This window comes from Rossellomorea sp. LJF3, from assembly GCF_037046045.1.
Taxonomy (GTDB): Bacteria; Bacillota; Bacilli; order Bacillales; family Bacillaceae_B; genus Rossellomorea.
This window is the reverse complement of the sequence record NZ_JBANLY010000023.1, coordinates 1-13,208: the sequence shown is the minus strand read 5'-3', so window position 1 is coordinate 13,208 and position 13,208 is coordinate 1. Positions and strand designations below refer to the sequence as shown.

The 13,208-nt window shown below is 46.1% G+C and carries 12 protein-coding genes; 9 read left to right on the top strand and 3 right to left on the bottom strand.

Translation table 11 applies throughout. From position 1 onward, the window contains the following. The 5 genes from V8G47_RS17500 to V8G47_RS17480 are packed head-to-tail and all read left to right on the top strand — an operon-like array spanning position 1 to position 4,468. Positions 1–798, top strand: coding sequence for an ABC transporter permease (locus tag V8G47_RS17500; RefSeq protein ID WP_336201213.1), 798 nt, complete (start codon positions 1–3; stop codon positions 796–798). After that, a complete protein-coding gene (locus tag V8G47_RS17495; RefSeq protein WP_336201212.1) occupies positions 795–1,763 on the top strand; it encodes an ABC transporter ATP-binding protein in 969 nt (322 codons plus the stop codon). The genes V8G47_RS17500 and V8G47_RS17495 overlap by 4 nt, the downstream gene beginning before the upstream one ends. A gap of 12 nt (positions 1,764–1,775) precedes the next feature. Further along, positions 1,776–2,435, top strand: coding sequence for a TVP38/TMEM64 family protein (locus tag V8G47_RS17490; RefSeq protein ID WP_336201211.1), 660 nt, complete (start codon positions 1,776–1,778; stop codon positions 2,433–2,435). 14 nt (positions 2,436–2,449) lie between these two features. Then, positions 2,450–3,031, top strand: coding sequence for a CDP-alcohol phosphatidyltransferase family protein (locus V8G47_RS17485; protein ID WP_034763105.1), 582 nt, complete (start codon positions 2,450–2,452; stop codon positions 3,029–3,031). Positions 3,032–3,043: 12 nt separating this feature from the next. Continuing rightward, positions 3,044–4,468 carry a dihydrolipoyl dehydrogenase family protein gene (locus V8G47_RS17480; RefSeq protein WP_336201210.1) on the top strand — a complete coding sequence of 475 codons (1,425 nt, stop codon included), beginning with the start codon at positions 3,044–3,046 and terminating at the stop codon, positions 4,466–4,468. 54 nt (positions 4,469–4,522) lie between these two features. Here V8G47_RS17480 and V8G47_RS17475 read toward each other — a convergent pair whose 3' ends face one another. From V8G47_RS17475 to V8G47_RS17465, 3 genes are all read right to left on the bottom strand, one after another. Beyond that, the gene (locus tag V8G47_RS17475) at positions 4,523–5,611 is read right to left on the bottom strand and encodes an NAD(P)/FAD-dependent oxidoreductase (protein ID WP_336201209.1); all 1,089 of its coding nucleotides are present in this window, start codon (positions 5,609–5,611) and stop codon (positions 4,523–4,525) included. A gap of 14 nt (positions 5,612–5,625) precedes the next feature. Beyond that, positions 5,626–6,177: a GNAT family N-acetyltransferase gene (locus V8G47_RS17470; RefSeq protein WP_336201208.1), complete on the bottom strand. Its 552-nt coding sequence runs from the start codon at positions 6,175–6,177 to the stop codon at positions 5,626–5,628. A 125-nt stretch (positions 6,178–6,302) separates the two neighbouring features. Further along, the gene (locus V8G47_RS17465; RefSeq protein ID WP_336201207.1) at positions 6,303–7,490 is read right to left on the bottom strand and encodes a dicarboxylate/amino acid:cation symporter; all 1,188 of its coding nucleotides are present in this window, start codon (positions 7,488–7,490) and stop codon (positions 6,303–6,305) included. Positions 7,491–7,789: 299 nt separating this feature from the next. Between V8G47_RS17465 and V8G47_RS17460 the strand changes: the two genes are divergently transcribed. The 4 genes from V8G47_RS17460 (at position 7,790) to V8G47_RS17445 (ending at position 12,871) form a co-directional block, all read left to right on the top strand. Continuing rightward, on the top strand, positions 7,790–8,860 hold the full coding sequence (locus V8G47_RS17460; RefSeq protein ID WP_336201206.1) for a D-alanine--D-alanine ligase: 1,071 nt from the start codon (positions 7,790–7,792) through the stop codon (positions 8,858–8,860). A 75-nt stretch (positions 8,861–8,935) separates the two neighbouring features. Next, complete coding sequence (locus V8G47_RS17455) at positions 8,936–10,312, top strand: UDP-N-acetylmuramoyl-tripeptide--D-alanyl-D-alanine ligase (RefSeq protein ID WP_336201205.1); 1,377 nt, start codon at positions 8,936–8,938, stop codon at positions 10,310–10,312. A gap of 87 nt (positions 10,313–10,399) precedes the next feature. Continuing rightward, entirely contained in the window at positions 10,400–11,089 is a 690-nt protein-coding gene (locus V8G47_RS17450; RefSeq protein WP_336201204.1) for an alpha/beta hydrolase, read from the top strand. Positions 11,090–11,350: 261 nt separating this feature from the next. Then, positions 11,351–12,871 carry a DEAD/DEAH box helicase gene (locus V8G47_RS17445; RefSeq protein WP_336201203.1) on the top strand — a complete coding sequence of 507 codons (1,521 nt, stop codon included), beginning with the start codon at positions 11,351–11,353 and terminating at the stop codon, positions 12,869–12,871. The last annotated feature ends 337 nt before the right edge of the window (positions 12,872–13,208 follow it).

Here is a 13,208-nt window from a genome sequence, read left to right as displayed (position 1 = left end):
ATGAAAAAAACGTTATTTTACAGCATATCCTTTATCCTTTTTGTCTTTCCCCTTTTCTTTTTAGGGTATAAAAGTTTTTACGGTGTAGCGGCATGGGGGAGTCCTGCTCTGGGTGAACCAAGCGTAAGGGCGTGGGAACTCTTGATGAACGAAGGGAAGTTTCTGAATTCAGTAGGGGTGTCGGTATGGATTGCAGCAGTCGTGTTGGGTCTCAATCTTCTGATCGGCATCACAGCGGGAAAAGTGTTCTCCTTTTCTTCTTTCAGGGGAAAAGCGTTGATGGAAGCGCTCATGATGCTGCCTCTGTTCATTCCTGTGTTGGTCGTTGCCATCGGACTTCATATTACCTTCATACGATATGGCCTCTCCGATCACTGGCTCGGGGTCGCCCTCGTTCACCTGGTGCCGACGATTCCTTACAGCATTAAAATGTTTAAAACAGGCTATGAGCGGATCGGTGCGAAATTACTCGAACAATCAAACATCCTGGGAGGGAGTGCCATCAAGCGCTTATACCATATCGAATTGCCTTTGCTCCTTCCAAGCATACGCAGTGTATTGTTCCTGACGATTGTCATCTCCCTAAGTCAATACGTGTTGACGGCAATCATAGGCGGGGGGAACGTCGTAACCCTTGCAATAGTCTACTACCCATTTACCGATACGGCAGATGAAGCGGTCATGGCGGCATTCTCCATCGTGTTCGCCCTTATTCCCATCATCTTATACATCATACTTGAGGGGTGTTTGAAAATCATACTCCCTTACCAGCATCCAAGAGGGAGGAGGAGGAAATGAGGCCATTTATAAATATCCAGGGAGTGTCCAAAACCTTTAAAGAGAAAGAGATTTTAAATGATGTAACCTTCTCCTTGAAAAAAGGGGAGATCCTCTCATTGGTAGGAGCATCGGGTTCAGGGAAATCAACCTTTTTACGGATTCTCGCAGGCTTAGAATCTACTCCAAAGGGAAAGGTATTAATAGATGGTAACGATATTTGTTCAACCAAGCCTCAAAACCGCCCGATTGGGATGGTCTTTCAGCAGCCTTTGTTATTCCCTCATATGAATGTTCTTGAAAACGTCATGTACGGTCTGGAAATGAGGGGGGAAAAGAAACGTGAAAATAAAAGGAATGCGAAAGACTATATTCAAAGAGTCGGTTTAGGTGAAGTCACGCATCATTACCCCTCTGAGCTATCGGGAGGCCAGCAGCAACGGGTTTCCCTTATCCGCTCCCTCATTCTGAAGCCGAAGCTGTTACTCTTAGACGAACCTTTCAGCAGTCTCGATCTGCAACTGAGGAGAGAGTTGAGGCAATGGGTATTGAACGTATTTAAAGAAGAAGGAACCACAGTCTTGTTCGTCACCCATGACCGAGATGAAGCATATGAGGTGGGAGACCGGGTGGCAGTATTACACGAGGGGCGGTTCCTGCAGGTGGGGACACCGGAGGAAATCTATTATCGCCCGGGCACCCCCTTCGTCGCTTCTTTCATGAGTGACGGACTCACACTGTCTCCTAGACAGTTCATTCATGCTTCCCATCTGTCCATAAGCTCTTCGGGACACGATCTGCCTTACCCTAAGTGGAAGGGCACGGTCCAGCAAAAGCTGTTTGTAGCAGGAACGAACATTTATGAAATATGGGTGGAAGAATTGAAACAGAAACTCCATCTACCCCTTGAACGGGAATCCTCCAATGGGACGGTTTGGGTATATGCCAAGGAGGAGAACATCCAAACGTTTCAGAACGAGGAATAGGAGGGAAGAACATTGAAGAAGAAGGAAATCGGCAAGATCATTCTATTCATCGCGATATTACTGTTCCTCATGTGGCTTAGCCGTCATTTCTTTCATGTGAAGCCCCATGATATCAGGGATTGGATCGTGTCATTCGGCATTTGGGCACCGATCGTATTTATTGTCGTCTATACGGTCCGCCCATTGATCCTTTTTCCGGCTTCCATCCTATCGTTCTCGGCCGGCCTTGCTTTCGGTGCGGTGGAAGGTTTCTTTTATATTGTACTCGGGGCACTGGGAGGTGCGACGGTTGCCTATTATGCAGCAAGCATCCTGGGGGCGAAACTGTTAAAAAGACCATCACCCCGCATCGTGAAAATACGGGAAAAGATGGAGGAGAGCGGCTTCATCTATGTCCTTGTATTGCGTCTGGTGCCGTTCTTGAACTTTGATTTGATCAGTTACCTGGCCGGAATGGGGAAAGTGAGATACCTTCCATTCATTCTCGCCACTGCCATCGGAATATTACCAGGAACGTTTGGCTATGTCTTTTTAGGGTCAAGCTTGGTAGAAGAAGATCGGACGAATTTATATATTGCCATTGCGTTTTTCTTGGCCATGATCATCGTACCACTCATTTTTAAAAAGAAGATGAAAGCATGGCTTGGATTATCGGGCAAAGAAGATAAGTAAAGGATGGGAAGTACATGTTAGACACGCATGCCCGCAAGTGGGTGCAGCCAAGTATAGAGGGGACGGCGCGTCTGTTCCTGAACAAAGGATTAACGGCCAATCAAGTAACGGTCACCGCCTTCATCATAGGTTCTGTGACAGGTCTGGTCTATTACCTGGGTTTCCCGATCATGGCCGTCCTTTTATTATGGTTGTCGGGATTCCTGGACGCCGTGGATGGAACCATGGCCCGATTGACCAAGCCATCTCCCTTTGGCACCGTCATGGATGTCACGTTTGATCGGATCGTTGAAATCAGTGTCATCCTCGGGGTTGCTTTCCTTCATCCTGACATCATGTGGGCCCTCCTTTTACTCAGTGTCTCCATCATCATTTCCATGACCATTTTCCTGACCGTGGGAGCTGTATCAGAGAAGCAGGGTATGAAGTCCTTCTATTACCAAGCGGGACTGGCTGAAAGAACGGAAGGATTCATCCTGTTCAGCCTTATGATGATATTTCCATCGATTGTCTTGTGGACCACTCTCCTGTTTTTTGCAGTGGAGTTATACACGGGTATCCAACGATTTCTAGAAGCCAAACGACTACTTTCATAAGGAGAGATTCAGATGGAACAATACGATTTAATTGTCATAGGAGGAGGGGCAGGCGGATTGACCGTCGCCTCGGGGGCTGCTTCACTGGGAGCAAAAGTGGCTCTTGTTGAAAAAAGCGGTCTTCTGGGCGGGGATTGCCTTCACTTTGGCTGTGTTCCGTCCAAGGCATTCATCCAATCGGCAAGAGAAGTGGCGACCATACGTGCCGCCGGGGATTACGGATTCGAAACAAAAGGATCTGTCGATATGAAGAAGGTAAGAGAACGAGTCAAAGGAGCCATTTCTCACATTCAACAGCACGATGATCCCGAGCGCTTCCTGGAGCTTGGGGTCGATATTTATTTCGGAGCAGCCGAGTTTCTGGATCCCCATACTATTTTGGTGGAGAAAGAGGACCGGATCTCCGGGAAGAGGGTGGTTGTGGCGACAGGGTCAAGTCCCCTTATCCCGGAAATCGATGGCCTTGCTGATGTTGAATACCATACGAATGAAACAGTATTCGAAGTGGAGGAACTCCCCCGCCGGGTGGTCTTCATCGGCGGAGGTCCAATCGGTCTTGAACTGGCACAGGCTTTCTCCCATTTAGGCTCAGAAGCCATGATCCTGGAACAGCACGATGAAATCCTGGTGAAAGAAGATAAAGAAATCCGGGAAGTGGCCACCGGGTTATTGGAAAAGGATATTCAGTTTGTGTTTGGAGCGGAAATCAAATGGGTGTCCAAGCGGGATGGACAGAAGGTGGTTCATTACGTAAAAGATGGAGAAGAGCAGTCGGTTGAGGGGGACCTTTTATTTCTCGCGACAGGTCGCAAGCCGGGTACAGAATCCTTGAATCTTTCCAGTGCCGGAGTTGAGACAGACGACCGGGGATTCATCAAAGTGAATGATGAACTAAGAACGAGTCAATCCCATATTTTCGCCATAGGAGATGTGAACGGGCGCTATCCATTTACCCACGGTGCCGGAATGGAAGGGAAGCTGGTCGTCCAAAACGCCGTATTCGGATTGAAACGAAATGTCTCTTATAACAAGCTGCCCTGGACAACCTATACGACACCGGAAATCTTTCATATCGGCTTGACCGAGGAAGAAGTGGTGGGAAAAGGAATGGAATACAAGGTCTATAAGAAAACGTTAGACGAGGTCGACCGGTTTGTGGCAGATCAGAGGACAGAGGGACTTGTCAAAATCATCACAGACCCGAAAGGCAAGATCCTCGGTGCCCACGCAGTCGGCGCCGGTGCAGGGGACTGGATGCAGCCGGTCGTGTTCGCAATGGAAAAGGGAAGCAAGATCGGTGCCCTTTCCAACATGGTCTATCCTTACCCGAATCACGCAGCAGCCGTCCAGCAGACAGCGGACCTGTACTGGAGAGAGAAGCTGTTCGACGGGGTATTGCCTGTGATTAGTAAGAAGTATGTGGAATTGTTTAGATAAGGTGTTTAAAGCGCACGACTGCTGGGAAGTGGTCGTGTTTTTTTGGTGAGCAGCTTAACGCTCTCCATATTTCCCTATAAACCGCTGATCGATCCAATTCTTCAGCCGCCAGGCCCATCCGCTGACCAATGAAAAGGATCCATAGGTTAGGAAGCCGTGCTTGTCCCCGACAGACATGATGGCGAGATATCGTTTCTGGGGCTCAAAGGGAATGATTTTCCCATTGGCTGCGGCGCCTTTGAGGTTTTCCCATAGGACGGGCCCTTGTCTGACGGCTGTTACGCCGTTTTTAGGAACATCGGGAAAGTCTTGTAAGGTAGCGCAATCACCGGTACCGAACACGTTTGGGTATTCCACTGATTGAAGGTAGCTGTTCACGAGCAGATATCCTTGTTCATCTGTTGGCAATACACTGCTCCCGAATAGGGGAGGTGCTTTAGGTCCTCCTAAGAAAATCACTTCTTCATAATCGAAGATCTCCCCTTTATCTGTATACAGTTGGGCCTCCTCTACTTTCGTCACACGCCCTGGATGCAGGTCGATGCCTTTTGCAATGGCGATTTCCGTCATTTTTTTAGACGAAAAGATACCTGCTTTTTCTAACAGTGGAGAGGAGTGGACGACTGTGACAGCATGATTGTCGTACCCTTTGTCCCTTTTCCATGCTTTCAGGGATAATGCCATTTCAATACTTGCTGCACCGCCACCGATGAAAATGGTTTTTCTGCTTTTCTGCAGTTTTCGGATTTGCTCGGGGAATCGGTAATTTGGTTTGATAGGCAGGTTGTGTTTATGTAAGCCTTTGATCTCCATTGAGTCATTTCGGGAGCCAATGTCGAATGAAACAAAATCGTAGGTAAAGATCTCCCCTTTGTCTGTTAACAGATGCTGCTGATCGGGATCGATGGAGAGAACGGTACTCTCGACAAAGTCACAGCCGGCGGCCTTACATAAGGTCTCTAAATCGATCCGGGTTTCTTCCAATGAATAGATCCCTTCCGAGTACCCGGAGAACATTCCTGAATAATATTGATAACGGGAGGAGGAAATGAGGACCCATTTCACGTGTTTCTCCTGATGTTGACTCTTTTTTATGCAGTGGAGGTGGCTGTGTCCGCCACCGACTAAGATGATTGTTTTCATAGTGGGACTCCTTTTTAGAGAGAGCGTTTTTCTTCCCATTCTTCCCTGATCATGCCCATGCGTATGGAGTCATAATAAACACCATTGTAGTACCGGCATTTTCTCATACGTCCTTCAAGCTGCATCCCGATTTTCTCTGCAGCCTTCATCATCCGTTCATTCCCTGACCACGTCGTGATGCCGACCCGCCCGATTTCCTTCGTCATAAAGAGGTGATCGACCCATAGGGATAAGGCTTCGGTTCCATATCCACCGTTCCAATAGGCAGGATCGTAGATGACGATTCCCGCTTCAAGCCATCTGGTGGGCTCGTAATCCCAATAGTATCCGACGGTTCCGATGATGGTACCATCGACCTCGATGACCCGTTGGAACTCATCGCTGCGACTTTTGTTTCTGATGGATGATTCCATATACTCTTCAAAGGGGACGTACGTATGTTTAAAATAAGGGGCATCCCATTTTTTCCACTCGGGGGAAGGGTCGCCGTAAATATAGTCCCAAAGACGGGGAAGGTCTCTCTCTTCTATTTTTCTAAGTGTTACACGCTGACCAGTTAATTTCAATTCATGAGCACTCCTTTATTGTGTTACTATTTCCATTATACAGAAAATACCCTGAATAATCAGAATAAATAGTAAGAAAAAACAGAGGTCCGTCCCTCTAAAGTGAGGGACGGACCTCTGTTTGGTTAACTTGCTTTGATGGACGAGACCCGTGCTTTTTTCTTTTGGGTCAGTTTGTCGACGATGGATGTGATGGCACCGTCGCCTGTTACGTTGCAGGCAGTTCCGAAGCTGTCCTGTGCAAGGTAAAGGGCAATCATGAGAGACGTCATAGTCGGTCCGAATCCAAGCATCGTTTCAAGTAATCCAAGGGCTGCCATAACGGCTCCACCGGGAACACCAGGTGCTGCAATCATCGTAATGCCGAGCATCAAAATGAATGGGAACAGCTGAGTGAATTGCAGAGCTTCACCCTGGATGAACATGACTGCCATGGCGCAGCTGACGAGTGTGATAGTGCTTCCTGATAAATGAATGGTGGCAAGGAGCGGGACAGAGAAGTCTGCAATCCGTTCTCTTGAACCGATTTTTTTGGAACGTTCAAGAGTGACGGGAATCGTTGATGCCGATGACTGTGTTCCGAGTGCCGTGAAATAAGCAGGGAGCATCCCTTTCATCATGGAAAGCGGATTTTGCTTTCTCAGTGTACCGGCAGCTGTATATTGAATGACTAAAAAGACAAGATGTAAAAGAATGATCATGACAAAAACTTTTGCGAATACAGACATAATGGCACTCACTTGTCCACCTTGTGTCATATTGGCAAAGATCCCAAGGATATGAATCGGTAATAGAGGAATGATGATCTTTTCAATGACGAGTTCCACGATGTTCCTGAATTCATCCATCCCTTTTTGAAGGGTATCCCCTTTAATGGCGGCCATTCCCAGTCCAATGGTGAACGCGATGAGAAGTGCCGACATCACGCCCATGATCGGAGGCATGTCCACTGTGAAGAACCCTTTAAGAAGAGCTTCTTCGGGGTTTTCAAATGATTGGGACGTTTGATTAGCGAGTAAAGTTGGGTAAATAGACTTCGCAACCGTAAAGGCGAGTAAGCCGGCTAATACGGTGGAACCATACGCAAGGGCAGTGGTCAATCCAAGAAGTTTCCCTGCACCTTTACCCATGGAGCCAATCCCCGGAGCGATAAAGCCGATGATGATCAATGGAATCGCAAATCCGAGGAAATTACCGAATAGTCCATTGAATGTAGCGAAGATTTTTACAAACCATTCTGGTGCATATGCTCCAATGACAATACCTAACGCGATACCTAAAAGGATCTTAGGCAGTAAACCGAGCTTTCTCATCTGGGTGTCCTCCTTGAAAGTACAAATGTTTTTAATACGAGGATTATACACCTAATAGAGTGATAACTTAATAGCTTTTTAAATAGGCGAAATCTTAAGTGTATTCAGAATAATAATTGAAAGAACTGTCGCCGGACTGGTTTTCGTTTGCATACATATATAATGGGCCGTAATCCTAATGCCATTTGAATCAAGACAAATGTGGTAATTTTTATTTTCCAAAGGAATCATTCTTTCCCTTTCCGGTGAAAGTGATAAAATAGAAACATCTATTGTGAATATTGGAGGTAACGAAATACATGAAAACGAAGTTGTGCTTACTGTACGGCGGTAAATCCGCTGAACATAATGTTTCCCTGCAAACAGCCAAGGCCGTGATCGGTGCCCTGGACTTAAATAAATATGAAATCCACCCAATTTTTATTTCGACGGAAGGTAATTGGATAAAAGGACCACAATTGAATGCCCCTGTTGAAGATGTGAAAGCATTGCAATTTAAAGAAGGGGAAGAAATTGCTCCCAATGCGTTGAGTACGTCCATCGCTCCTTCTGAATCGGAAGGCTATGACATGATCTTCCCATTGCTTCACGGACCGAATGGTGAAGATGGAACGGTTCAAGGCATGCTTGAGCTATTGAATCTTCCATACGTAGGAAACGGTGTCCTTGCTTCATCTGCCGGAATGGATAAAGTCATCATGAAGAATCTATTTGCTCAGGCTGGCATTCCTCAAGTCAACTACACGTGGTTCATCCGCAGTACGTGGAAGGGGAACCCTGACGCTGCTTATAAGCAAGTGGAAGATGAGATTGGGTATCCTTGTTTCGTGAAGCCGGCAAACCTGGGTTCGTCTGTTGGAATCAGCAAGTGCACGTCCCGTGAAGAACTGGAGACGGCTTTTAAAGAAGCGTTCCAATTCGACCGTAAGATCATCATTGAAGAAGGCGTGAAGGCCCGGGAAATCGAGCTTGGCGTACTTGGCAACGATCAGCCCGAATGCTCCGTGGCAGGAGAGATCGTACCTAAGAAAGATTTCTACGATTATAAAGCCAAATATGAAGATGGGGATACAGCCCTCATCATTCCTGCAGAAGTAGAAGGAAGCATCTACAATGACATGAAGGAAATTGCGATTCAGTCATACAAAGCCCTGGATTGTTCAGGACTTGTGCGTGCAGACTTCTTCTTGACGGAAGACGGTCAGATTTACATGAACGAAGTGAACACGATGCCAGGTTTCACACCGTACAGCATGTTCCCGCTTCTCTGGAAACACACTGGAGTCGATTATCCTACTCTGATCGGGAAACTCGTGGAGCTTGGTTTGGAACGCTATCAAGACAAACAAACGATTAAACATACAATGTAAACAACTTGGGACTGACCACATCTAGAGGCAGTCCCTGGTCTATTTTGATGAATAATGAGTAAAAGGAGAAAACGAATGTTCGAAAAGACGATTAGAGAGATCTGTACCATGCTTGATGTGAAAAATGACCCTTCTGCATTTGATCCGGTGATTGTAAAAGGCGTTTCCATCGATACGAGAAAAATCGGGAGTGGCAACCTATTTGTTCCTTTTAAAGGAGAAAACGTCGACGGTCACGAGTTCGTCCGTCAGGCGATCGACAATGGAGCATCCGTTGCCTTATGGGATATCAATGTCCCTAATCCCCCGGAGGACATTCCGGTCATCGTAGTGGAGGACCCACTTCTTGCCCTTCAGGCTTTAGCGAACAAGTACCGCCATGAGCTGGATCTAAAGGTGATCGGTATTACAGGAAGCAACGGGAAAACGACGACCAAGGATATTGTGGCCAATCTGTTATCCGTAAAGTACCGAGTGCATAAAACACAGGGGAATTATAATAACCATATCGGTCTGCCGTTAACGATCCTTTCCCTGCCACAGGACTCGGAAGTGGCTGTACTTGAAATGGGGATGAGCGGATTTGGCGAGATCGAGCTCCTATCTAACATTTCTCAGCCTGATGCTGCCATCATCACGAACATCGGAGAATCCCATCTTCAGGATCTTGGCTCCCGTGAAGGCATCGCCAAGGCAAAGCTCGAGATTGTCAAAGGCCTTAAACCTGACGGGCTGTTTGCCTACTACGGAGATGAACCGCTTCTGCAGGAAGGCGTGAAGGGAATTGGCATCAAGAATATGGAGACATTCGGAAGAAGTGAATCCAATAATATTTACCCGACAAAGATCGAAATGAACAATCAAGGAAGTTATTTTGAGACTTCTGTTGCTGAAGGCGAAACGTTCTTCCTGCCTGTATTGGGACAGCATAATATCCATAACGCCCTGGCCGGTATCCTGATCGCCCGTCATTTCGGACTCAGTGTGGATGAAATGAAAGAAGGCCTGCGATCATTGAAGCTGACTCAGATGAGGATGGAAATGGTGGAAGGGAAGAAAGGCGAAAGCATCATCAACGATGCCTATAATGCGAGCCCCACTTCCATGAAAGCGGCCATCGGACTGGTGTCAGAGCTGGAAGGATTCCGCACAAAAATCCTTGTCCTCGGTGATATGCTCGAACTTGGAGATGACGAAGAAGAATTCCATCAAGAGATCGGACGCTTGATCGATCAGGAAAAGGTTCAGCAAGTGTTCACGTTTGGTAGGCTTGGAACGTTCATCGCAAAAGGGGCACTCGAGAATTTCCCTGAAGAGCGCGTGCACTCTTTTATGGACAAAGAGAGTCTGGCTCAGGAACTGTCTTCCTTGATCAAAGGGGATGAATTGATTCTATTTAAGGCTTCCAGAGGAATGAAACTGGAAGAAATCATTGAAGGATTAAAGGGATAAGTTTAAACCTTCATTGAAATGAGCAAAATGAGCTTAAGCCGGGAGAGTGGCTCGCTCCCTACCTTTTAATAAGTAAGAGGGGATAACATGATCGGTTGTTTATTAATCCATGGTTTCACCGGGAGTCCGTTTGAAGTAGAACCCCTGGCTGAATTCCTCCAGGACAGAACCGATTGGAAAATCGTCGTGCCGACTCTTCCGGGTCATGGGGAAACCCTCGAACTGAAAGGGATTAAGCATATCGAGTGGATCGAACATGCCGAGTCCGAGCTGAAAGCCCTGTTGGACACATGTGACGAAGTGTACGTAATCGGATTCTCAATGGGCGGATTGATTGCCTCGTATCTTTCGGTCAAATATGATGTAGATAAGCTCGTCCTGTTAAGTGCGGCGGCCTATTATATAAATGCCAAGCAATTACTGAAAGATATTGGAAATTTAATTAAAGAAGGAATACAGGGAAATATACTGGAAAATGAGCTGTACAAACGGTACAAATTCAAAGTGACCCAAACCCCGATCCTGTCCACATACGAATTCAGGAAAGTCGTCCGTATTGCTCGTCCGCTCCTTCGGGAGGTAAGCATCCCAACCTTTATCGCCCAAGGAAAGAATGATGGAATAGTCCCCCCTAAAGCTGCGAAATATATATATGAGACTATTTCCTCAAAGAAGAAAAACCTATTTTATTCCCCTGAAGCCAAACACTTGATATGTCACAGCCAAGATAAGCACGAACTTTTTGATAAGATCTACCAATTCCTTCAAATTGAATAGATTGACTATTTGACATTAGATTGAAATTCATTTCTAGAAGTGGTAACATAACTACAACATAGTTCTTAATTTGTTGGACGTGCTAGCTCTTCTATTTTGAAGAGTGTATTTTTTTGTACCAAACATAAAACTAAACATCTCATATAGACGGTTTTAGATTAGATACCGAAGTCTTTCGGTGGGTAAGATTTCGTTCCGACCTAAAAATATAATCAGATATTGATTAGTTATAAAAGATGTAAATTAAAGGAGAATGTAACATTGACTAAGTTTGCAGATTTAAACTTAAGCGCATCTACGTTGAAATCAATCAAACGTATGGGCTTTGAAGAAGCAACACCAATTCAGGCAAGTACGATTCCAGTCGGTTTAGAAGGTAAGGATATCATCGGTCAGGCACAAACAGGAACAGGGAAAACGACAGCATTCGGTATTCCGATGATCGAGAAGATCGATGTCAAGAACCCTAAAGTCCAGGCCCTTATCATTGCACCAACACGTGAACTTGCGATCCAAGTTTCTGAAGAGTTATACCGTATCGGAGCTGACAAGCGTGCCCGCGTCCTATCCGTATATGGAGGTCAGGACATCCAGCGTCAAATCCGTGCGATGAAAAAGAACCCTCATATCATCGTCGGTACACCAGGTCGTCTACTTGACCATATTAAACGTAAAACACTCAACCTTGAAAACGTTGAAACTTTAGTACTTGACGAAGCAGACGAAATGCTGAACATGGGCTTCATCGAAGACATCGAAAGCATCCTTGAGACTGTACCAAGCACAAGACAAACACTTCTATTCTCTGCCACAATGCCGGATCCGATCCGTCGCATTGCGAACCGTTTCATGACAGAGCCGGAAGTAATCAAGGTGAAATCAAAAGAAGTAACGGTTTCGAATATCGAACAATTTTATACAAAAGTAAGCGAAAAAGAAAAATTCGATACACTTTCCCGTTTAATCGACGTACAATCACCTGAACTTGCGATTGTATTCGGCCGTACAAAACGCAGAGTAGACGAATTAGCTCGTGCTCTTAGCATCCGCGGCTACCTTGCAGAAGGTATTCACGGAGATCTTTCTCAAGCCCGTCGTATGACGGTCCTTAAGAAATTCAAAGAAGGACGCATCGACATCCTGATCGCAACAGACGTTGCTGCCCGTGGATTAGATATCTCAGGCGTAACGCATGTTTACAACTTTGATATTCCTCAAGACCCTGAAAGCTACGTTCACCGTATCGGACGTACAGGTCGTGCAGGTAAGAAAGGTATGTCCATCACTTTTGTTACACCAAGAGAAATGGGTTACCTGAAGATCGTTGAACAAACAACGAAGAAAAAAATGACGGCCCTTAAGCCACCTAGCTTAAACGAAGCACTTGAAGGTCAGCAACGCTTGGCACTAGAGAAGCTGGTTGAAGCTGCGAAGGAAAGCGATCTTAAAGATTACTATCCATTAGCAGAAGAATTCCTAGGAGATCACGATTCTGTTCAAGCAGTTGCTGCAGCAATCCGTGTATTGACGAAAGAGCCGGATACTACTCCTGTTGAAATCACGGAAGAACGCCCATTGCCATCAAGAGGCGGCGGCGGAAATCGTGGTGGCGGAAATCGCGGCGGTGGATACAAAGGTGGAGCTCGCAGTGGAAGTCGCGGTGGATCTTCACGCAGCGGCGGTGGAAATCGCGGAGGCGGAAGCCGTGGCGGAGACCGCAACCGTACTGGCGGCGGCAGACCACAATCTTCAAGCAAGCGTAAATCTTATAACAATTCTTGATTAGATAAATAGGACACGATGACCTTTAGGGGTTGTCGTGTTTTTTTTGTTTGGGTTGGGTCTTTAATTCCAATTTATGTTAAAAGACGCAATTACCACCTGAAAGGACGCAATAATTTAAAAAACGACGCAATTATCCGGAAAATGATGCAATCACTTTACGACCCCCTAATTCCTTTGGACACTTTTGTACCTAAAACAGTACACTAGAACCATAAATACAGAGGGATTTTGGAGGGCTGTTCCATGTCAAAAAAGATTGAAGCCTTAGAGGAAGTAAAAAGGAATTATGTTCGGATGGCTTTAGAGAGTGGGAATTACTCTTCCATTTCTCGAA

Bases quoted from the DNA above. Each gene is read 5' to 3' on its own strand.
- V8G47_RS17460 (WP_336201206.1), top strand. From the start codon at position 7,790: ATGAAAACGAAGTTGTGCTTACTGTACGGCGGTAAATCCGCTGAACAT.
- V8G47_RS17480 (WP_336201210.1), top strand. From the start codon at position 3,044: ATGGAACAATACGATTTAATTGTCATAGGAGGAGGGGCAGGCGGATTG.
- V8G47_RS17485 (WP_034763105.1), top strand. From the start codon at position 2,450: ATGTTAGACACGCATGCCCGCAAGTGGGTGCAGCCAAGTATAGAGGGG.
- V8G47_RS17455 (WP_336201205.1), top strand. From the start codon at position 8,936: ATGTTCGAAAAGACGATTAGAGAGATCTGTACCATGCTTGATGTGAAA.
- V8G47_RS17495 (WP_336201212.1), top strand. From the start codon at position 795: ATGAGGCCATTTATAAATATCCAGGGAGTGTCCAAAACCTTTAAAGAG.
- V8G47_RS17500 (WP_336201213.1), top strand. From the start codon at position 1: ATGAAAAAAACGTTATTTTACAGCATATCCTTTATCCTTTTTGTCTTT.
- V8G47_RS17475 (WP_336201209.1), bottom strand. From the start codon at position 5,611: ATGAAAACAATCATCTTAGTCGGTGGCGGACACAGCCACCTCCACTGC.
- V8G47_RS17465 (WP_336201207.1), bottom strand. From the start codon at position 7,490: ATGAGAAAGCTCGGTTTACTGCCTAAGATCCTTTTAGGTATCGCGTTA.
- V8G47_RS17450 (WP_336201204.1), top strand. From the start codon at position 10,400: ATGATCGGTTGTTTATTAATCCATGGTTTCACCGGGAGTCCGTTTGAA.